This is a genomic window from Flavobacterium agricola (assembly GCF_025919725.1).
In the GTDB taxonomy this organism is placed as follows: domain Bacteria; phylum Bacteroidota; class Bacteroidia; order Flavobacteriales; family Flavobacteriaceae; genus Flavobacterium; species Flavobacterium agricola.
In genome coordinates this window covers 839,531-859,954 of record NZ_CP081495.1, presented here as the reverse complement: position 1 = coordinate 859,954, position 20,424 = coordinate 839,531, and the positions used below count along the sequence as shown (strand labels likewise).

Annotated in this window: 17 protein-coding genes; 6 read left to right on the top strand and 11 right to left on the bottom strand. The window is 33.9% G+C overall.

Going from position 1 to position 20,424, the window contains the following annotated elements:
- Positions 1 to 367: 367 nt before the first annotated feature.
- Genes K5I29_RS04280 through dcm form a run of 4 tightly spaced genes read left to right on the top strand, consistent with a single transcriptional unit; the run spans position 368 to position 4,170 of the window.
- Positions 368 to 706: a helix-turn-helix domain-containing protein gene (locus tag K5I29_RS04280; RefSeq protein WP_264434616.1), complete on the top strand. Its 339-nt coding sequence runs from the start codon at positions 368 to 370 to the stop codon at positions 704 to 706.
- Positions 696 to 1,733 carry a DNA cytosine methyltransferase gene (locus K5I29_RS04275; RefSeq protein ID WP_264434615.1) on the top strand — a complete coding sequence of 346 codons (1,038 nt, stop codon included), beginning with the start codon at positions 696 to 698 and terminating at the stop codon, positions 1,731 to 1,733. Before K5I29_RS04280 ends, K5I29_RS04275 begins: the two co-directional genes overlap by 11 nt.
- A complete protein-coding gene (locus tag K5I29_RS04270) occupies positions 1,730 to 3,169 on the top strand; it encodes a protein NO VEIN domain-containing protein (protein ID WP_264434614.1) in 1,440 nt (479 codons plus the stop codon). The genes K5I29_RS04275 and K5I29_RS04270 overlap by 4 nt, the downstream gene beginning before the upstream one ends.
- Positions 3,139 to 4,170, top strand: a complete 1,032-nt coding sequence (gene dcm, locus K5I29_RS04265; RefSeq protein ID WP_264434613.1) for a DNA cytosine methyltransferase — start codon at positions 3,139 to 3,141, stop codon at positions 4,168 to 4,170. The genes K5I29_RS04270 and dcm overlap by 31 nt, the downstream gene beginning before the upstream one ends.
- Before the next feature lie 341 nt (positions 4,171 to 4,511).
- Here dcm and K5I29_RS04260 read toward each other — a convergent pair whose 3' ends face one another.
- Both K5I29_RS04260 and K5I29_RS04255 read right to left on the bottom strand, forming a co-directional pair.
- Positions 4,512 to 5,609 carry an IS91 family transposase gene (locus K5I29_RS04260; RefSeq protein ID WP_264434279.1) on the bottom strand — a complete coding sequence of 366 codons (1,098 nt, stop codon included), beginning with the start codon at positions 5,607 to 5,609 and terminating at the stop codon, positions 4,512 to 4,514.
- The gene (locus K5I29_RS04255; RefSeq protein WP_258204743.1) at positions 5,588 to 6,448 is read right to left on the bottom strand and encodes a tyrosine-type recombinase/integrase; all 861 of its coding nucleotides are present in this window, start codon (positions 6,446 to 6,448) and stop codon (positions 5,588 to 5,590) included. The genes K5I29_RS04260 and K5I29_RS04255 overlap by 22 nt, the downstream gene beginning before the upstream one ends.
- A 366-nt stretch (positions 6,449 to 6,814) precedes the next feature.
- Between K5I29_RS04255 and K5I29_RS04250 the strand changes: the two genes are divergently transcribed.
- Positions 6,815 to 7,639 (top strand): hypothetical protein, encoded by an 825-nt coding sequence (locus K5I29_RS04250; RefSeq protein ID WP_264434611.1) that lies wholly within the window; start codon positions 6,815 to 6,817, stop codon positions 7,637 to 7,639.
- Positions 7,640 to 7,819: 180 nt separating this feature from the next.
- Positions 7,820 to 9,079, top strand: coding sequence for a DUF6161 domain-containing protein (locus K5I29_RS04245; RefSeq protein ID WP_264434610.1), 1,260 nt, complete (start codon positions 7,820 to 7,822; stop codon positions 9,077 to 9,079).
- Between the two features lie 111 nt (positions 9,080 to 9,190).
- Here K5I29_RS04245 and K5I29_RS04240 read toward each other — a convergent pair whose 3' ends face one another.
- From K5I29_RS04240 to K5I29_RS04200, 9 genes are read right to left on the bottom strand one after another with little or no spacing between them, the layout of a single operon-like run.
- Positions 9,191 to 11,230 carry a hypothetical protein gene (locus K5I29_RS04240; protein WP_264434609.1) on the bottom strand — a complete coding sequence of 680 codons (2,040 nt, stop codon included), beginning with the start codon at positions 11,228 to 11,230 and terminating at the stop codon, positions 9,191 to 9,193.
- A complete protein-coding gene (locus K5I29_RS04235; RefSeq protein WP_264434608.1) occupies positions 11,230 to 13,494 on the bottom strand; it encodes a hypothetical protein in 2,265 nt (754 codons plus the stop codon). The genes K5I29_RS04240 and K5I29_RS04235 overlap by 1 nt, the downstream gene beginning before the upstream one ends.
- Positions 13,494 to 17,276: a phage tail tape measure protein gene (locus tag K5I29_RS04230; RefSeq protein WP_264434607.1), complete on the bottom strand. Its 3,783-nt coding sequence runs from the start codon at positions 17,274 to 17,276 to the stop codon at positions 13,494 to 13,496. Before K5I29_RS04230 ends, K5I29_RS04235 begins: the two co-directional genes overlap by 1 nt.
- Entirely contained in the window at positions 17,266 to 17,862 is a 597-nt protein-coding gene (locus K5I29_RS04225) for a hypothetical protein (protein WP_264434606.1), read from the bottom strand. The genes K5I29_RS04230 and K5I29_RS04225 overlap by 11 nt, the downstream gene beginning before the upstream one ends.
- Positions 17,859 to 18,227 carry a hypothetical protein gene (locus tag K5I29_RS04220; protein ID WP_264434604.1) on the bottom strand — a complete coding sequence of 123 codons (369 nt, stop codon included), beginning with the start codon at positions 18,225 to 18,227 and terminating at the stop codon, positions 17,859 to 17,861. Before K5I29_RS04220 ends, K5I29_RS04225 begins: the two co-directional genes overlap by 4 nt.
- On the bottom strand, positions 18,190 to 18,462 hold the full coding sequence (locus K5I29_RS04215) for a hypothetical protein (RefSeq protein WP_264434603.1): 273 nt from the start codon (positions 18,460 to 18,462) through the stop codon (positions 18,190 to 18,192). The genes K5I29_RS04220 and K5I29_RS04215 overlap by 38 nt, the downstream gene beginning before the upstream one ends.
- Complete coding sequence (locus tag K5I29_RS04210; RefSeq protein WP_264434602.1) at positions 18,462 to 19,331, bottom strand: hypothetical protein; 870 nt, start codon at positions 19,329 to 19,331, stop codon at positions 18,462 to 18,464. Before K5I29_RS04210 ends, K5I29_RS04215 begins: the two co-directional genes overlap by 1 nt.
- Positions 19,332 to 19,348: 17 nt before the next feature.
- A complete protein-coding gene (locus K5I29_RS04205) occupies positions 19,349 to 19,822 on the bottom strand; it encodes a hypothetical protein (RefSeq protein WP_264434601.1) in 474 nt (157 codons plus the stop codon).
- Positions 19,823 to 19,856: 34 nt separating this feature from the next.
- Positions 19,857 to 20,393, bottom strand: coding sequence for a hypothetical protein (locus tag K5I29_RS04200; protein ID WP_264434600.1), 537 nt, complete (start codon positions 20,391 to 20,393; stop codon positions 19,857 to 19,859).
- Positions 20,394 to 20,424: the final 31 nt, after the last annotated feature.

Sequence of the window (20,424 nt, the reverse complement as noted above, 5' to 3'; positions counted from 1 at the left end):
AAAATGCGCAATATTTTTTATAACCTCATTTCTTGTTATTGTAATGCTTTGCATGAAATATTTAACATTTTATTGAGATTTGAAAATAATTGATTACTTTCGTGTATAATAAAGTTATCGGTAATGGCATTTGAACGCACCGACACAAAATCAATCAACTAAAAAAACGAAATTTGCCAACACTTCGCAAAAATTAAAAGAGGTGAAAGCCACCGCACAATCCAACGCTTTTGCACCACATTTAATTTTTCCCAACCGCACCCAAGCCAACCACCACCCATATTCCGAAAAATTGATTCAAAAACTTGTAGAACTAAAATAATTAGCTAAATTTGTCATAAATTGACAAGTTTTAATTTGCAAGTATATGAAAGCAACATTTGGAGAATACATAAAACAACTAAGGACAAACAACGGTTTGACCTTAACTCAACTTGCATTTCAACTCGACCTTGACTCTGCAAATTTGAGTAAAATAGAAAACGGAAAAAGAGAATTTGACGAAAAGCGATTAGAGAAATTAGCAAACGCTTTCAATCTTGACATTGACCAATTGAAAATCGAATATTTTGGCGACCAATTCGCAAAAAAAATGTATGCTTATAATTGTCCAACTGAAACGTTAATGGTTGCCGAAGAAAAAGTAAATTATTTGAAGAACATAAACACAAAACAAGGAGAAATCAATTTTGACAATGAAAAATAAACCAACAGTAATAGACTTATTTTGCGGTTGCGGTGGGCTTTCTTATGGGTTCATCGAAGCAGGATATGATGTGCTTTTGGGTATTGACCATTGGCAAGATGCTATTAGAACTTTTGAAAATACACATAAAAACGCAAAAGGAATTGTTGCTGATTTATTTACAGAAACACCAAGAGAAATTTCAAAACAGACAGGAATTAAAGCCATTGATGTAATTATTGGTGGACCACCTTGTCAAGGATTTTCCATTGCAGGAAAAAGAATTATTGATGATGAACGTAATCAACTTTATAAATCGTTTGTAAGTTTTGTGAAATTCTATCAACCCAAAGTTTTTCTAATGGAAAATGTACCTAACATTGTTTCAATGGGAAAAGGTGTTGTGAAAGATAGTATCATAGACGACTTTGAAAAACTTGGTTATACTGTGGTTTATAAAGTTTTATTAGCTTCTGAATTTGGTGTTCCACAAAACAGAAGAAGAGCGTTTTTTGTCGGCACAAAAAACAATAAAGAATTTATTTTTCCCGAACCAACAATCGAAAATCCAGTAAGTGCAAAAGATGCAATTTCTGATTTACCTGAAAAGTCTTTGATTGACGGAACGAAATACAAAACAGAACCAAAATCTGAATATCAAAAACTAATAAGAGGAGAATCCGAAGGTATTTACAACCACGAAATCACAAACCACAGCGAACAAACGACAAGTATTATTTCGTTAGTTCCAGATGGTGGAAATTATAAAGATTTACCCGAAGAATTACGAAAAACAAGAAACGTAAATATTGCATGGACGAGATTAAACAGCAAAAAACCTAGCTTCACGATTGATACAGGACACAGACATCATTTTCATTATAAATACAACCGTGTACCAACTGTCAGAGAAAGTGCCAGGATACAATCTTTCCCCGACACATTTGTGTTTTTAGGAAGTAAAACGAGCCAGTATAAACAAGTTGGCAATGCTGTTCCACCAATTTTGGCAAAGGTATTAGCAAAAGAAATTAAGAAATATCTATGAGCGAAATAAAAACATACAGAATACCAGACGAATATTTTTTCCGTTTGCACCACGTCAGACCACGTTTTAAAAATGATGTGGAGGAAGTTTTGTTGTATGTAGCAACCTCTATTTCTGAAATAGCTGTTTTACCAAATAATGACTTTAAAAACGAACTGAACAGAGTTTTATTTGGATTCAAAAAAAATGCAACATCAACACAAAAAACAATAGATAATTGGCGGACTGAAATTTCAGCATTGTTTGGTTTCATTCAAGAAACAAACGGATATTCTCAACCAAGTATAATGGCAAAACGACTTGCTAACAATCAATATTTAGACGAGTTTTTTAATTACTTTTTGTTTTCGTTCCAATATCCGGGCGGACATATTAAATCCCAAAATGTAATTAAGCAAATTGAAGCAGGTATAAAATTCAAACCTTGTCAATTTATTCTCAATTTGCTAATTGAGGGCGAAAAACTTTTAGGAAAACCTTTTAGCGTAACAGCAGAAGAACTAACCCAATGTGCTTATTTTGATTTGCGTGTTACAACAGGTAAAAGACAAGCAAAAGAAGTCGCAAAACTTATTCTGGAAAACAGAAAAGAAAAAGTCGAATATGAATACGATTACGAAGCATTAAGAAACGAGCGTACAGGCGAATTTCCATCAAAAGGCGACATCAATCGTTATGCAGGCGATATTTTGGATTATATGGTTTTAGCCAACCTTTTGCAACACAAGGGAACAGGTTACTATTACTATTTGAATGACGAAAATAAAGAAGCAATCAATTATCATTTATTAAATGATGTTTGGTTTGATGAATACGACAAATTCTACAATACAGACGTAATTACAAATCCAGAAATTGGAGCTTTAGAAGAAGTTTGGTTTGACTTTGTAAACAGTTTTGACAATATCGAAGCATTTGCACCACATTTAGAAGAACGAGAAGCCGAAAACATATCTGCACTTATTCAAGAGTATTACTCACGAATGAGAGATGATAGAAAAGTTCCTACAAAAATATTTGGCGATTATGGCGAAACATTGATTTTGGCACACGAATATTTGAGAACAAAAGAGGGTTCAAACCGTCAGCATTTAATTAATAAAATTCCTACACCGCTTGGAGTGGGTTACGATTTACAAAGTATCGAAATTGAGAAAAACAAACGATACATTGAAGTAAAAACCACCAAATCGAGAAAGGCAATTAACAATAATCGCTTCAAACTTACACCTAACGAATGGGACACAGCAGAAACGTTGGGAGATAGATATTTTGTGTATTATTTGGTAATTAACGACGAGGGCAAAAATATCTTCGTTATTCAAAATCCAGTTAAACAATTCAATTCAGGCAATCTGAAAATTGATAAAAATTTAGTTGTTGAATTTTCTAAAACGTCAGGACAATGGCACAGACTTCTGGAGATAACAAATTAAAGGTTGCTTCGCTTTTCTGCGGTTGCGGAGGAATGGATTTAGGCATTCAAGGAGGTTTTAATTTCCTTGACAAGCATTATGCTGAATTGCCTTTTGAAGTTGTTTACGCAGTTGATAATGATCCGTATGCAACAAAAATTTACAATGACAATTTTTCGCATAAATGCGAAACAAAAGATGTTCGGGATATTGTACCGAGCGAAGTTCCAGACCACGATATTTTGTTGGGTGGTTTTCCTTGTCAATCATTTTCTATCAGTGCCCAAAATCCACCAAGATTGGGATATAAAGATGAAAGAGGACAACTATTTTTTGAGATGGTAAAGGTTTTGAAAGAAAAACAGCCACGTTTTTTCGTAGGAGAAAATGTTAAAGGATTGCTTTCAGCTAACAAGGGTAAAGCATTCCCATTAATTATAAAAGAATTTGAAAAAGCAGGTTATCACATTCATTACAAACTTTTAAATGCTTCGGAATTTGGAGTGCCACAAAAACGTGAACGTATATTTATCATAGGTTTTAGAGATTTTAACGACTATTCCAATTTTAAATTTCCACAACCAAACACCTTAAACGGTTCGAAAATTGTTTTGAAACAAGTCATTGATAAAAAGGCGGACAAAGATGAAAAATGGTTTTTCAGCCAAAGAGCAGTTGAAGGAATGTTGCGAGTTAGAGAAAAAATGAATAAAGGGAGAGTTCAAGACTTAAATGAACCTTGTAATACAATAACTTCACATTTAGCAAAAGTCAGCCTAAACGGAACCGACCCTGTTCTAATGGTTGGCGAACGTTACAGACGTTTTACACCACGAGAAGCTGCTTGTATTCAATCGTTTCCATTGTCATTTAAATTAGACAGCGTTTCTGATAACAGAAAATATCGAGCAATTGGGAATGCTGTGCCACCTGTTTTGATGTGGAATGTAGTAAATGCTTTGACAAAATTATTAGTACAACAAAAAATTGAAAGTATAGAATTGACAGAAAACTTAATATAAACTTTCCAATCAATTGTTAGCACATTTGCATTTTTCCAACGACACAAAAGCCAAACAAAAATGCAAAAGATCTAACAATCCCCCACTCAATAAAGCAACTGATAAAGCCACTACCGATAATAACTAAGCTTTCGTCTTGCCCGGAGGGCACGAGATGAAAGCCCGTTGAACGGAACCGTAGGAAGCTAATAAAGTATTATGGAGTTGTCGAAGTATGACTTTAAGATATACGAGCAGTAATTTTAGGATTACTGCTTTTTTTGTGGTTGAAATTGTGCTGTTTCAATCGTTTTTTGTTGTTTTTCGATTCAACCAAACACAAGTTCCCTTACCCGTAAAAGTTAATTCACAGGCGCAAGTGTATTTCCGATAAGATACGCTTTTGGCGGTCCTCTTTGTCCAAAAACATGTAACGTAACTAGATTGCCGACCTTGCAACAAGAACATTTTCTATGTTGGGTTTTCGGTTCAACTATCGGTCGGATGATATTTAAATCTTCTTGTAGTTGTTGTAGTTTACCGCGTTTCCAACTACTACTTAAAATGCCGTAATGCCTGATTCGAACAAAGCGTTTAGGCAGAATATGTAAACTAAATCGACGAGTAAATTCTTCATTCTTAAGTGTGAGCTCTTTGGTTTTGCTGTTATCTTTATAATCTTTGTAACTAATAGTAACTTCTTGTTGGCTTACGTTTTTAATACGATGGTTACTAATTGCCACTTTGTGCGTATATCGTCCTAAATATTCGATTACTTGCTTTGGTCCACCAAAAGGACGTTTGGCATAAACCACCCAATTTTTAGTAAACAGCTCATCATATAATTGCTGATTAGCTAACCTTTCTTTACGCAACAGTGCGACATATTTGGCTCGAAAAACCTTGCTCAATGCTTTTACACAAAATAAATATTTATCAGTTTTTATTTTGCGTTTCCATTTTCCATTTCTATCAATTCCACCACCAGGAACAATACAATGTAAATGCGGATGCAAACTCAAATTTTGTCCCCAAGTATGTAGAATAGCAATCATTCCTAAATACATATTTTCGGTTCTTCCGAACTGAGAAAGCGTTGCCCAAACCGATTCAAACAAAATTTTATAAATCAATTGTGGTTGATGAATCGCTAATCCATTAAGCGTATCGGGCAAAGTGAAAACTACATGATAATACGAACAGGGCAATAAATCATGTTCGCGAGCTTGAATCCATTCTTCGCGTTTATGACCTTGACATTTTGGACAGTGCCGATTGCGACAACTGTTGTAACTGATGCTGATAGTTCCGCAAGCATCACAAGCATCTACATGTCCGCCCAAAGCAGCAGTTCGACAAAGCGTTAATGCGCGAAGTGTTTTCTCTTGATGAACTGTGAAGTTTTGATGGGATAAATCAACTTTTCTCAGCACATCAGCTACTTCCCATTGCGGCTGCATAGCGCAAAAACGGTATCAAGCGGACTGTGTACTTTTTGTTGCTCCAATTGACAAACATGCAAGTATTCCATCGTAGTTTCGATGCGCTCGTGCCCCATCAGTTTCTGAACCTGAAGAATATTTACACCATCTTCCAACAAATGGGTAGCATAACTGTGGCGCAAGGTATGCGTGTGTACATCTTTTAAAATTCCAGCCTTTTTACAAACCGATTGAATCGCCCATTGAACGCCACGTTGGCTATAACGCGAATCAAATCCTTTGGAATCTTTAGTGTTTCCTGTAAATAAAAATGTAGTAGGATGTTCAACTGAAATATATTTTTTAATTCCTCGAATGATATGATCAGAAAGTGGAACATAACGATCCTTCTTCCCTTTACTTTGAACGATATGAAGGAGTTTTCTATCGAAATCGAGATGTTTGAGTTCAATATTTCGAACTTCCATACAACGAAGTCCACAACTGTAAATCAATCCAATTAAAAGGCGATGTTTAAGTAAATCCGCATGTTGAAGCAGCTTCCAAATTTCTTCCCGACTTAAAATAACAGGAAGTTTTTTCTCTTTAGGAATAGATGGCAAATGAAGATAATCGTACGGTAGATTTTCAGTTTTTAAAAGGAATCGAAGACCGTAAACCGTGTGTTTAAAATACGATTGAGAAGGAGAATTGGAACGTTGTTGTAGTTCAAAAAGATAATCTTTAACCTGTTCGGGATCTAATTCGGTAGGTAAACAGCCAAAATGAAGTGCCATGGCAGCTACATGGCGTGAATAATTATCGAACGTGCGTTTACTTCGACCTAAAATAGAAATATTTCGTTCGAATCGTTGCAAAAGTTCAGAGAAACCATTAATTTCACTACAAGCGCGATTCAGGTATTTGTTTGCTCTTAACTGCTCCGGAGATTTTTTTTAGTTACCATAATTTTGATTTTTTAACACCCTAAATATATGGTTTCTAACGGAAAAGCTACCGAAGGTTTAGTTCAACACCGTATTGGCGAAATGGCGGTTTAAGGGAGAAATTGAAAGTTTCTCCTTTTTTTGTCGCAACAGCCTTTTATATTTCCTTTTTTCATAAATTTAGAAAATAATAAAAGGCTGTTGCTTAGCTTAGTGCAAAATTGAAAGTTTTGGCCTTCTAATCCGCCACTATCGCCAATACGCAAAACGTTGTAACACATTTGGAAAAAAATTGAGATGATAAAACAAAACCCTTTTTCACTTTACGATTTCCTCGGATATTTCGTTCCAGGTGCACTAATGATTTATCTCTATTTAATTGTAGATTATATAAAAACCAATAGTGGGACTTTTAAAATATCTGAATTCCTAGCGAGCACTTCTGACTTAAAACTTGAACAATTCCTTTTTTTCGTAATAATCAGCTATGCTATTGGACATCTAATAAACTTTATTTCCTCAATAACAGTCGAAAAGTATGCAAATTGGAAATATGACTATCCTTCAAAATACTTACTCGGATTTGAAAAGAAAAAATATTGGACAAAAGGTATAGCAAACTTATGGAGAGTTCTATTACCAATTATATTATTACCGACTACAGTTTTTGATTTGATACTTGGAGACTTATTTAAATTTAAGAACTTTTATACGAGAAAGCTTGACCCATTTTTAATTGAGGTAATCAAAGAAAAAGGAATAACTCTTGTAAATAAATTATTTAAAAACAAAACTGGTAATCAAGAGGTAAAGAAAATCAGAGGTTATGATTTTTTCAGGATTTTTGCTCATTACACCTTTGAACATTCTAAAAACCATCAGTTCAAAATGGTTAATTATGTGTCACTTTATGGCTTTTTAAGAGTTCTTTGCTTAATAACAACTGTAGCTTTTTGGTTTGTATCTGGAATTATGATTTTTACTGATTATTTGGAACTTAACATATGGACATTGATTTTAATTGGTCTTATCAACTATACTTTTTTTATGGCATTTATGAAGTTCTATCGTCGATACACATTGGAAGGATTAATGCTGATTGCTATAAATGAAGACATATAAAAAACGTGTTACAACAATGTATAACCGCAATTACGGCGGATTCGACTACGTCCGAATCCACTCGGAATTGCTAACATCAGTTCTTAACCGAAAATCATTATCTTTAACCCCGTAACTGACGGTTATACGAGACCGTTGGTGGCAAGTGTAAAACGAACGAAACATATACAAAATAACGTAATGACTAATACAGAATTTAAGAAGAAAATAGCAGAGACTACAGACCCAGATTGGTTTAAGAACATTTCTGTGACTTTCAATTTTAATTACGTTGGTGTGAATCAAAAAGTAGTTGGCTTGACTGCAATTTATGAATATATAAATCAACAAATTGACGGCTGGAATAAAATTGAAACGTCTTTACCAAGAGAACTGGAAAATTCTAAGACATATTTCAACCAATTAAAAACTTCTATAATTCAATTTCTTAATAATTATCACAATCAAGCTGGCAGCAATTTGACAAGTTATTGGAGAAATGTGCAAAGACTTTTTACTAGCACAAATAATTTCCCATTACCATACAATATTCCTGAGACAGAATTCTTAATAAAGGTTCATAAGGAAAGCCCACGATATTTTCAAGGTGCATATATTTTTCTCATTGGTAATAATTTTAATATCAATAATAAAGATTCATTTTTTGGAGCATTGTTGGCCTATGAATTTAGCCAAAAAGATACTTCTGAAATTGTTGAAAGAAGAAATGCTGAAAAATCATCAATTTCAAAAATCCGTAACGACTTTCAAAAGTATTTATCTGAATCCGAAAAAGTCGTTGTTGACCATATCAAAAACGCAAATGATAAATATGAAGAGTTTATAAAGAAAATTGACGAACTAAAGGCTGAAAAAGACTCGCAATTCAGCACTTGGTTTGACGATATTAAAACAACGAAATGGCAAAATTGGTATGACCCAACAACACAAAGAGTAAAAGAACTAGAAGAAACTTATCGTGAAAAACTGAAACTTGAAGAACCAGCTAAATATTGGAACGACAGAGCAAGTAAATTGAAAACACAAGGATGGATAGCACTTACACTTATAATTGTCCTTGTTGGTATCACCTGTTGGTCTTTGGCAGAAATACTTTGGACAGCTCCAGAACAAATCTATGAATCTTGGTTTGGTAATGATAGAAGTGCAGCAATAAGATGGTCAATTATCTATATAACTTTGATTTCGTTTATTGCCTATGCTATTCGTGCTTTGACAAAATTTATGTTTAGCTCATTTCATTTATCTCGTGACTGTGAAGAAAGACATACTTTGACATATTTTTATTTGTCCTTGCTCAAAGACTCAAAAGTTGACGAAAAGGATAGACAATTAATAATGCAATCACTTTTTAGCAGAGCAGAAACAGGACTTTTGAAAGATGATTCTTCACCAACAATGCCGAGTGAGACGATTGGAAAAATTATATCAAGACAATAGAACACCAGCCACCAACAGGCGTTTGGCTCAATGGCGGGTTAAGGGAAATATAATAAAAAAATTACAGATCTTTTCTATAAAAAAACCACTCATAATTGAGTGGTTTTGTTTTTAATTATACTTTAAATAATCACTTGTTGCTTGAACTAATCCTGGGACTTCAATATTACTAGAATCAAAATTGTAGTTAGATTTTCTGTTTGATTGAACATTTCCGGTTTTAAGCATTTCAGCAGTCAGCACATAAAGATTCGTTTGCCCTAGTGGTCCCTCTGTTTCAAAGTCATTGTTTTTTATATAGCCTACTCCGTCAATAATAACATTATCACTAGATAAAGCTATTTTTAATTTTCTCCAAATTTCTTTAGAAACCGGTTCAAATTTAAAAACATTGGTTTCGTATATCTCTGAACTAATAACTACAGCAGTTGTGTCTGTTTTGTAATTTTCACTGCTCTGTTCGTCTTTACCTCCAACAGAAATAAACGGAATCCTTAATAAATGACGAATACCAGTTTCGTAAAATACGTCATTATTACCATTATTAAAGTAAATGATTTCAAGAGTATCGATATGTCTAACTTTAATATCTAAAACTTCTGACAGCATCTTTATATCTTTAAAATTACTGTCTGTGGCTTCAAATTTTACTTGTATTTTTTGATTAATATAATCAACCATGTCAATAGTGAATTCATAAACCTCAAATTCTTCAATATTGAATTCACTTTTAATAATTATAGATGCCATTGGTCCATTATAAACCTTATCAAAAACAAGCATATCTGCATTGTGATTTTCGTCGAAATACACATTTTTAATTTCATAGTACACTCCATCTAATTGAACCCAATTACCAACCCTACCATAAACCGGTAGTAATCCGTTTAAAGAATAGCTGCCATTTACTTGGTTGGTTGTGTAATCATAAGTATTTCCAGATAAAAAGAATACTCCAGATTGTTGATTGTTTAAGCCAATAATTTTAGCTTCTCTCGCATCTGTTCTGTTTAAGTTATTGGTTTTTTTAACAACCGGAACTTCAATTTCAAATCCATTACTTAAAACCCAAGCTCTATTGTTTGAGTAATTAGATTTTATTTGAGTTGTAATAACATCAGCGCTCTGAAAGAACTGCTCTTGCATATAAGGCAATAAAACATCAGCTTCACAACTTAATGTATTTTCATCATTTTTATAGTTTGCTGCATCTCCAAAATTAATACGATATGCAAAACGGATTGAATTTGATTTGCTGTAATAAAAATACGGCGTGTATATTTTTGTAAAACTTGGCTCTATTATAAATGTTTTACTTTTTTTACAACCGTATTGATCGCGTACATACAAATTAAATTCACCAGTTAATAGCCCTTGAAATGTGGTATCGGTTTGCCATTCTTGATTATCAAGCGAAAATTCAAGCTGCAAGCCTATCATTCCGTTATAGGTAATATTCACACTATTACTATAAGGAGTTGCGTTTATATTTACGTTAATAGCGGCAATATCTAGTAATGGCGGAGTTGATATTCCTATACTATCTGTTGTTTGTTCATTTGTTGCAGTAATAACATAATTACTATTTCTAAATAAATTAACCTCAAAAGGATTTGAATTTACAGATGCATTATAAGGGCTTGTAATAGCGGTAGCTTGATAGTTTGTTGTTACTAACGCTTTTATTTTATTACAGTTATCACTTGGATCAGCAACAAATTCAATGTTGTTTATTTTTAAAATTTCCAAAGGCTTTTCATATCCCAAAGTAAACTCAATTGCGCCATCATTTGGATTTAAGCCAAATTCATCTATAAAAGAAATAAAATTTGGGTTCTCAAATTCAGTAGGTGCTTTTATTAGTACATCATAAACATCTAATGGATTGTAAAATGGCGTAAGCGATGCTTTAAATCCTAAAGCAGCATAATCTGCATTAAAAGCTGATATAAAATTTAATGTAGTTTCTTTAGAAACCCACAGTCCGGATACATCATTACCTTTTGTAACTTGATTAGATCTTATTCGCTGGCCCACTATAGTATATGGTATTCGTCTAACTCCGCCAACTTCACGGAAGCTAAAAGTAAACGATTGATTTAATGATGCCCTTGATAAAAAACGAATTTTTAAAGTGTTATACGTTGCCATTATCTACTTGATTTTAGGAGCTTCCATTTGCCCTCCTTGTTTGGTTTTAAAGAAAATAAATATCCTTTTTCTAGTTGGTTATCTTCATTCGTAAATTCTACTAATCCGTAAACATTTGGAATCTCAACTCCATTTATTACGGTTGTTCCTTCAATCTGCTCCATGATTTCAAAATCACAGATATGATCAAATTCAATCCATTCAGGTACAAATCTATTTCGGTCAAAGTCATTACATAAAAAGTCTTGATTTTCTTTTATTGGGGACTTACCAACCATTTGCGTTGTCATGCCACTATTTGCAGTTGATGATGTGTATTTCACAAACTTCTCTTTGCTTTTCCAAAATGAACCGCCAAAGAACCACGAATGTCTTTGCATGGAATTAGCTGGAGAAAAACGCAAATTTGTAGCTGTATTTGGACTATAAATTCCGGTTGGTGCTGCTTCAAAATCATCTTGCCACTTACGCTGCAAGTAAATCTGATCATTGTAACGTTTTAAATCCATTACCCAAATATTATCATCGTAATTGGTATCAATAGTGTCGTTCTGTTCCCTTTGTTTTCTGCGGCAAAATTCCATTCCGTATGAATCAGCGCGATAAGATGATGTATTTACAAACGTTTTTTCAAGCCTAGTGATTGGCGTTTGATGCTCCAAGATTGTATTGTATTCATCAAGCCCATAGGCCTCTTCATAAGCACCACCTTTTTGGAATCCATGCTGTAGCTTTGAGTAATAATATGATGTAGCAACCGAACGCTTTACTTTTTTAACCTGGTATGGTAATTTTATAGTGACATTATTATTGAAGAAATACTTTTTATCTTCAATTCGAATACGCTCTTTTCTTCCGATAGTTTCAATTCCTAATCCAACACCCCAAATAGCAGACATAGAATCTAATGCATCTTTAAAACTTGTTGTTAATGGCTTAAAAAGGTTTTCAATTTTTGGAGGGCCATCTTGTGGAATAGGTTCTTTATCAAAACCGCGAATCCAAAATCCATGTGTAACAGCTGTTTCGGCTCCTGCTCCATTTTTTAAATAACCTATGTTCTGACGGCCAAAAAACTCAGAGTAAAAAGCATTGTTTTGATTTGTAGCAATTAAAGAAAGCCTTTCAAATAACTCATGTGCTAAAATTGCCTTTGTTTTTGTTTGAGGAAATTGAGATTCTTCTTTAACTTCCATAAAGCCATTTATTTCGGACAACTCTACATTAAATCTAGCTCTTCTTCCTCCAAAATTTCTTAAGTCAGCCTTAATAAACATCTCAAACGAAATACAGTCACCCTGCTTAACATCGAAGGCTTCGTTAAAACTTATTGAATTTTGCTTATTTAAAACCAAATCAAAAGGAATGTCACCAGGGAAAGAATCACCACCTCTTGCTTTCCAAATTGGCCTTCTTTCCTTTAATACATATTCGCTGTTTTCATATTTATAAACCGACAAGCAAATATAAATTACAGCCCAACTAAACTCAGTTACACCATAATATCCATCAGTTACTTTAGGGATGAATTTAAATTCTGGACACTGAATATTAATCGTTCTATCTCTATCAAAAACAGCAAGCATCATCATTCCGGCACTACCTCTAAATTCACTTCCTTCGCTTCCATGCAAAACACTATGAGATTGTTCGTGACTTCTAACATCAAGCGAAATTGGTATCCCGGTTGTCATATCTCTTGTATTACCATCATCTGAACGAACACCAGCCGTAACCCTGTTTTCGGTTTCAGTAGTTTTCCATTTTGAATGCAAAAACACTTCTCTACCATCAAGCATTACTTCAATGGTTTTTAATGGAGGTAAATCTTTTCCGTCTAGAGTATCTGCACGATCAATTTCTACATTAGTTTTTTCTCTGTTCTTTATAAGTTTTTCTAAACCTCCGTTATTGAATTTTACAGATACCGAACCATCTTCTGTTTTCTCCCAAGTAGAAAGGTCTAAGTAGCCGTTATAAATTGCTTTCCATTCATCGGTTTTAGGATGCTTTTGCATTTTTACCAAACGAACTTCAGCATCAATACCTTGAACATCATAAATGAATTGTATTAAATCTTTCGATTCACCGTAAAATTTTAATGAATTGGAAAACTTCGCGAATACACCGAAGTATTCTTCATTTCTAGCATACTCTTTCTCATCATTTTGCCAACCCTCTGGCTCTTGAATGATAATTGCTCCTGTCAAATCATTATAGAGTTCATACTGAACACGATCTGTATATTGTGGGTAGTTTTCCATTAGTTATTCCATTTAGTTTGATTCATGCGCCATAATTCGTAGTTGATGTCAAAATTTCCTGACTGAACAATAGTTGGTTTGCTTTTTCTCACAGCCTCGGTAACTCTTTTCATTTCTTGTAATAATTCAGGATCGTTTGTGAAATTCAATACAACCGACTCTTGGTATTTATCCATTTTAGACTGAGAATCCCAAAGGTTTCTATTAATTGTGTTTAATTTAGATTTAAAGAAATCATCTACTGACTTGTGTACAATATCTCCTTGCTCTAATTGATAAAGCGTATCGTAAGCTGGTGTAATTTCAAATCCACCTCGCTTACGCTCAAGAACTTCAGGAACACCTCCATCTCCAAGGATTGCTTTTTCTTTTGGTCCACCTTTACGCCCAGTCTTATATTTAGGAATGGGAGAAGCAATTACAGATGCTGCTTGAGCGGCACCTATACCAGCAACAATTGCACTCCATGGCATACCACCTGTTAGTGGGAACAAAGAAACAGCATTCATAATACCAAGTGCAGTAGCCCAGCCTATCTCTATTAACTTCACACTTTTGTTGAAAATCGCTTGTTTGGTTTGCTCTTGACGCTTTTTCTTTTCTAAATCCTGCCGTTTTTTCTCTGCTTCAGCTTCAAGTAACTCTCTTTGAACTTTATCTTCTCCTGCTAATTCAATTTGACGTGCATAGTATTCTTCATTTTTTCTAATCTCGTCGTCTATCTTTTGAATTTTAGCTTCAAAAATGGTATTTATCAACTCTATAGTGGCTTGTTTAGCATTCTCTCTTAGTTCCTTAATAAATTCCTCTTTTTGTAACTCTAATTGTAATTCTTTTTCTCCAGCACTTCTTACAACCTCAAGCTCTAATTCAGATAATTGGCGTTTAAGCTCTAAAGATTTTTCTGCTGCTTTTTCTTTAGCATCTTGAGACAGGTCTGCATTAGCTACAATCTGATCATAGGCATCAATTTCGGCTTGAAGCCCTTGTTTTAGGTATCTGTTTTTAATTTCTAAAAGCCTTTTTTGGTGTTCTTCTTCCGCTTGTTCTGTATATCCGTAAAGTTCTAATTGTTGTTGGTAAGCATTATTTTCAGAAGTTAGCTCTTGGTTCTCCTCGTTTTTAAAACCTCCTAGTTCCTTTTCAACACCATCAGTAATTCGTTTGGCTTCTAAATCAATTAATTTTTGAATGTTTTTCTCCTGGCGTTTGTTAATATCATCACGCTTTGCCTGCAACTCATCTAATATTAATTGCTCTGCATCTGTTAAGTCTTTTCTTGTTGATGCATTATCTAATAGTGCATCAATTTCAGATTTACTTAACTTTCTTGCTCCTTCAGTAAATTCAGTAAGTTGACGTAATTTATATTCTGCTGTTTCCCTTGCAATCGCTTGGTCTAATTCCTGAATGCGTAAGTAGGCTTCAATGCGCTCGTCTATGGTAGTATTTTCATCATCTACTACCTCTTGGTTTAATTCTTTAGTGCGATTTAAACGCCATATATTTAATTGGTGCTCTTCCTCAAATGCTTTTTTAAGCATTGCTAAACGTTTTTTTTCTGCTTCCTCACGAGCTTTGCGCGCGTTTTCGGCTTTCTCTGAATCAGTTTCTGTAGTAGTAGTTACCGTATCATTGTTGGTGTTATACTTATTTAAAGCATCTAGTTTAGCTTGATATGAATTTAGAACGCTAATATCTCTCTCAAGTTTTTTAGTTTCTTTGTCTAATACCTCATATCTTCTTAAAAAAACATTACCTATAAGGCCGCCTTCTTCTACACTTTTATTTAGATCATCTACTTTCTTTTTCTGCTTATCTATTTCATTTGTTGATTTTTGAATTTTTTCTATTAAATCATTACGCTCTTTTGTAAATAAACTAGAGTTTTTTATCCTTTCCTTTTCGAGTAATATTAAATTATTGATTTCATCCTTCTCATTTTTATAATAATCAATAGCCATTTTATATGCTTCATCCTGACTAATACCATATTTTCCTCTTAGATCATTAGCTTTTTCTAGTAAAACATTATGTTCTACTAAATCATCTATTTGCTTTGTTTGATCTTCAAACCCTGTTTTATAACTTCTTTCTCTAAGCCCTTCTAATTGTTTTTCATTGCTTTTTATAGCCTCTGACAGTCCGTTTATTCCTTCAATAAATAATGATAATGTTCCTTTCACAAACTTCGAAATCGCTCCATCTCCATTTTCTATAGAAAGAATAAGACCGTCCCAAGCAGAGCTTAATGCTTTTACTTGATTCTCTAAAGAGTCCATTTTAGTTTCGTTCAATGCTTCTAAAGCACCTGTAGAATCATTTAATTTTTCTTCATATTCTGCAAGCTTTTCATTGTTTTGTGCTAAAATAAGTGCCGATGTTGCTGATTCTCTACCAAATAATTGCGTAGCTGTAGATAGTTTATCTGTAGAGTTATTGATTTTAGCCATTGCTTCACTATAAGACAGCCCAGAGCTGGCTAAACGAATGAAGATTGAACGTAAAGAAGTACCCGCTGTTGTTGCTTCAATGTTATTATCAACTAATACCCCAGCTAATGCAGAAGCTCTTTCTATTGATAAATTAGCTGCGTTGGCTACCGGAGCAAATGTCTTTAATGTGTTTTTAAGTTCTTCAAATCCAAGTGCGGATATGTTAGCTGCTTGAGCCATAACATCTCCGTATCTTTCAGATTCTTCTGCGCTTGCACCAAAAGAATTCATTACCCCTAAAAGAAATCTTGCAGAATCTTCTCCACTGGCTTCCATGGCAACAGAAAAACGGTCAACGGTTTCAATCATAGCTTCAATTTGAGGCACACTTGCTCCCAATTTAGAAAGCTCAACTGCTAATTTAGCCACGTCAGTAGCGGAATTTACAGATGTCTTTGAAACATCGATAATAGTATTTTTTAACGAGCCTAATTGCTTTTTAGGTATTTCAGTAACTGCAGATAATTCAGTAATTGCAGTGTCAAATTCTTTTACGGTTTTCCAAGCATTTTTAACCGCATTCGCGAAGGCTGCAATTCCTAAAGTAACTCCAAACGCACCTACCAAATCACGAATATTGGAAGCAATACTTCTAAACGGATAGTTACCAACGTTTTTAGTAAAATCGCCAACAGCTTTATCTGCTTTACGTACTTTTTTATCAAGCACATCAAATTCTTTTTGAGCTTTTTTTATTTCGGCAGTAGAAGCACTTTCCGAAGCTATAAGGTCCATAACCTTGCGCTTAGCTTCAGTACGCTCTTTGTTTAGTTTTTGGTAAGCACCAATTAAACCAAGCTTTTCCATAGCTTGCTGTTTAAGAATACGATTGTTTTGTTCGTTCTGAACGCGCTCTTCTATAGTTAGTTTAGTGCCTTTTTCTTTAGCTACATTTGCTTTTCTCTCAACTTCTTCGGCTCTAACCGTTGCTGCTATTGTTTTTTGCTTTTCTTGCGCAAGTTTTTGCTCTGCAATTGCTTCTTCACGCAAGGTTTTTATTTTCTCTTGCTTTATTTTTTCGTTTGCAATTTCAGCTTGATGTATCTTTTTGGCTTCTTGAGTAGCTTCTCTCATTACTTTATTAAACTCCTCTTGCTTTTTTGTCAATTCAGAGTTGTTTTGAACTTTTTTCAGTTCTTCATATAATCTTTTTAGTTCTTTAGTAAGAAGAACCATTTGGTCGTTTGCTTTTATTGCCTTTTCAACATTCTTTGCATATTCTTCGCCCCATCTTAAAGCTTCATCTTGAATTATGTCTTTACGTGTGATTATTCCATCATTTGCCATTTATTTTGTTGCTCATCTTTTCGTAAGATTTCATTTTATTATCAACTTGTTTTTTGATCGCATTAAACTTGGTAACAGATATAGTATTGTAATCGAAGTCAATGCCTAAAATTGCACAAAATGAAGCCATCACTTCATCTAAATTTACTTTTCTTTCATTGCCTTTGATTTCTTCTTTTGGAAGTTGATTTTTTAAAGCAGCTATTTTGATTTGGTTGGTTTCAATGCGTTTTCTGATTTTACTGATTGAAGCATAATACAATTCATTAGATGTGGTATCTACCATAAAACCTAAGTCATTTAACATTTGAATTGTTTCGTTGTCAATATTTACCTCCAGTTCTACACAACATAAATGAACCATGTTATAAGCACATTCTAACAAGGAGATTTGTTTATTTAAACGAAACTCACGCTTTGAAGATTCAGAGCTTTCAAGTTCTTCATATTCAGCTGTTAAACGTTGCCAAATTTCAAGAAGTTTTACTTCATCAGCTGGCTCGGTTGAAAGTAAAGTCACGTCTTTTGTTTTACAAATCTTATAGTAAAGTTTTAATGGCAATACATCTAATTCATCGTATATCATATTCCTAAAAATTGGCGATTGTTTTTTATAAAAAAAGGGAGTAATTTTTCTTCAATTACACCCTTTAAGTCTTTATCAGTAAGTCCAAATAACTCATCAGAAAGCCAGTTGTGACTATCAAGAATTAAATGTGTTTTTGGATCCGTAGAAAATAATCTGAAACCATTTTCAAAAAGCTCTAAATAAAATCCATCAAAAAAGGCTCCGGTATCTTTAGCATCAAAAGGTTCTCCTTTTTTCTTTCTACCCTTAGTAATTACTTCTGTAGCATAAGAGTAAAATCCAATAGGTTTGTTATTTATATCCTTACCTTCAAATAATTGCTCTTTATTTAAGGTTAGAATGTCCTTTTGGAGCTGCTTCACTATTTGAAATATCAGTTTCGATTGATTCTGATACGTCAGTTTTTTTGCTTTTTTCAGCTGACTTTGTAAAGTTGCCATGTTTTGGATTTGCTATTTTATAAGCCTTTTTAAATTCTGCATCTAACTCTTTGGTTGGAATTTTTTTAAAGACTGGATGCGATGCAAACATTTCTTTAAATTTTGCAAAGGGCACGTTTAAGCCCTCTGCAAATTCAATTCCTTTATAGCTTGCCATTATGTAAGCTTAACAACTAAAGGTTCAACAGCTTCATAAGACAAATCTTCAATGGTAATTACATCGTTTAACGACACAGTGAAACCATCTGCGAAGTCAGTTCCGGTTAATACATACTCTCCTTTATTTTCTGCAAAAGAAACCGTTTGTACTTGGCCAGAAGCATCTTTCACAACAAAGTCAGCAGATTTTAAATCAGAAACTGCTGCACCACCATTACCACAACCGGTTGAAGCTTTTACAATAATTTCTGTTGCGCTTGCTGAAACTTGAGATAAATGAACATCGAAAATTCCGAACAAATCATCTGCAACAAAATCAGGATATAAAATAACTCCATGATCTTCAAACTCATTGAAGTCTTTGTAGTTAATTGTTACAAGTACACTTGGTGGTCTATCTGCAGTTGCATCTAAACGCTTACCAATATTAAGAACAACTCCTTGTCCTTTTACTCCTTTTGAATCAGTATGAACTGCTTTAATTGCTCCATCTTCAGTAAATTCAAATAATTGCATATCCTTACCATTGTAAGACTTTAATGCGTTGAATGAACATAATGATAAGAATGAACTGAAAGTCGAAACCTTCTTGCCCTTTGCAGTTACATATTGTTTTCTTCTGCCTTCAAATAAAGTATCTTCCGTATTAGCAGATGCTAATTCTTCTACATCGAATAACGGAATGATTTTTTTGTCAGCAATTGCTTGTACCCACTTTTCTTTATTTTTTGCATCCTCAAATGTTTCAAAAGAAAAGCCCGGATGTGCTAAGAATGGTTTAATGAATAACCCCTCTAAGCATTGTTCTTTTGCACCTGTGTTTTTAAGTGCTGTTTCGTTGCCTTTGCATTCTACATATACAGACATTTAATTTTTTTTGCCATTTATTGGCTACATAGTTTTTTTATACAGTTGGTAAATATTAGATAATCCATTTTTACAATTAAAGCATCCCAAATGTCAATCGCTTCTGTTTTTTTTCCTGATGCTACAGTTAGATTTGCCCTTTCTTGATAAGAAATAGACTCTCCTTCTATTCTACCGTATTTGCGTAATTCTTTTATAAATTGGTTCGCTAAGGTGTAAAGCCCTTCAAAATTACCTTCCCTGTTTTCGTTTAATAATTCAATTTTTGAGTTACAAGCAAGGTAAAAGGTTACGTTGCTAAATCGGTATCCGGGAACATGCTCATTGCCTTGCCACTCGTCAGTTAACCAAATTAAAGGATACTTTTTTTCGCTAGCTTTTGGATTAGGTAGAAAGTGCTCGATCTGGTTTTTATTTTTAGCAACCAACCATTTCATCAATGCATCATAATTCCCATAACTAAAAGCCACTGGACATTCGTCAACTTTCATTTTCGAAGCCGGAAGCTTTAAGGCAGTGTTCAGGCTAAAGATCATAGTAGTTTTGTGGGTTTAATTCGACACATTTGAAATTTGGAAACAAATCGCAATAGAATTGCATAAATCTATTCAGTGAATAAGCATGACCGACAAAAGTATTCCAGGCATCAGTGCGTTTGTGTTTTGATGTTACGGAAACTCCACCTTGTGGCTCTCCTTTTATTTCACCAACACCTGTTGAGATACTTCTTTCTTTTAATAACCACTGATAAAATATGTATGGAGCCATAACTGTTTCAAGTAATGGTTGTTTGTTTACTTTCGCTACTTCAAACACAAGCCCCTCCCATCTTAATTTGTTACAGCTGCCATAGATTTGACCGTTAACAAGCCACTTCCATTTATCCTCTGCGGTTTCTTTAAGTTTGTAATAACCTTCATCATCTGTTTCAAGGTTATCAAGTAACTCAACATACAGAACTGGACCAAGAATAAATTCAAGGATTTGTTTTTCATACTTTTGAATATGAATTAAAACTTCTGTTTTATTTGAGTTTTGGGTTTCTGTTATATTCGGAATCATATAGTTTCCATAAACAAAATTCGATAGCCTT

Coding starts and splice junctions, on each gene's coding strand:
- K5I29_RS04280 (WP_264434616.1), top strand. CDS start 368: ATGAAAGCAACATTTGGAGAATACATAAAACAACTAAGGACAAACAAC.
- K5I29_RS04275 (WP_264434615.1), top strand. CDS start 696: ATGAAAAATAAACCAACAGTAATAGACTTATTTTGCGGTTGCGGTGGG.
- K5I29_RS04270 (WP_264434614.1), top strand. CDS start 1,730: ATGAGCGAAATAAAAACATACAGAATACCAGACGAATATTTTTTCCGT.
- dcm (WP_264434613.1), top strand. CDS start 3,139: ATGGCACAGACTTCTGGAGATAACAAATTAAAGGTTGCTTCGCTTTTC.
- K5I29_RS04260 (WP_264434279.1), bottom strand. CDS start 5,609: ATGCAGCCGCAATGGGAAGTAGCTGATGTGCTGAGAAAAGTTGATTTA.
- K5I29_RS04250 (WP_264434611.1), top strand. CDS start 6,815: ATGATAAAACAAAACCCTTTTTCACTTTACGATTTCCTCGGATATTTC.
- K5I29_RS04245 (WP_264434610.1), top strand. CDS start 7,820: ATGACTAATACAGAATTTAAGAAGAAAATAGCAGAGACTACAGACCCA.
- K5I29_RS04240 (WP_264434609.1), bottom strand. CDS start 11,230: ATGGCAACGTATAACACTTTAAAAATTCGTTTTTTATCAAGGGCATCA.
- K5I29_RS04235 (WP_264434608.1), bottom strand. CDS start 13,494: ATGGAAAACTACCCACAATATACAGATCGTGTTCAGTATGAACTCTAT.
- K5I29_RS04230 (WP_264434607.1), bottom strand. CDS start 17,276: ATGGCAAATGATGGAATAATCACACGTAAAGACATAATTCAAGATGAA.
- K5I29_RS04225 (WP_264434606.1), bottom strand. CDS start 17,862: ATGATATACGATGAATTAGATGTATTGCCATTAAAACTTTACTATAAG.
- K5I29_RS04215 (WP_264434603.1), bottom strand. CDS start 18,462: ATGGCAAGCTATAAAGGAATTGAATTTGCAGAGGGCTTAAACGTGCCC.
- K5I29_RS04210 (WP_264434602.1), bottom strand. CDS start 19,331: ATGTCTGTATATGTAGAATGCAAAGGCAACGAAACAGCACTTAAAAAC.
- K5I29_RS04205 (WP_264434601.1), bottom strand. CDS start 19,822: ATGAAAGTTGACGAATGTCCAGTGGCTTTTAGTTATGGGAATTATGAT.
- K5I29_RS04200 (WP_264434600.1), bottom strand. CDS start 20,393: ATGATTCCGAATATAACAGAAACCCAAAACTCAAATAAAACAGAAGTT.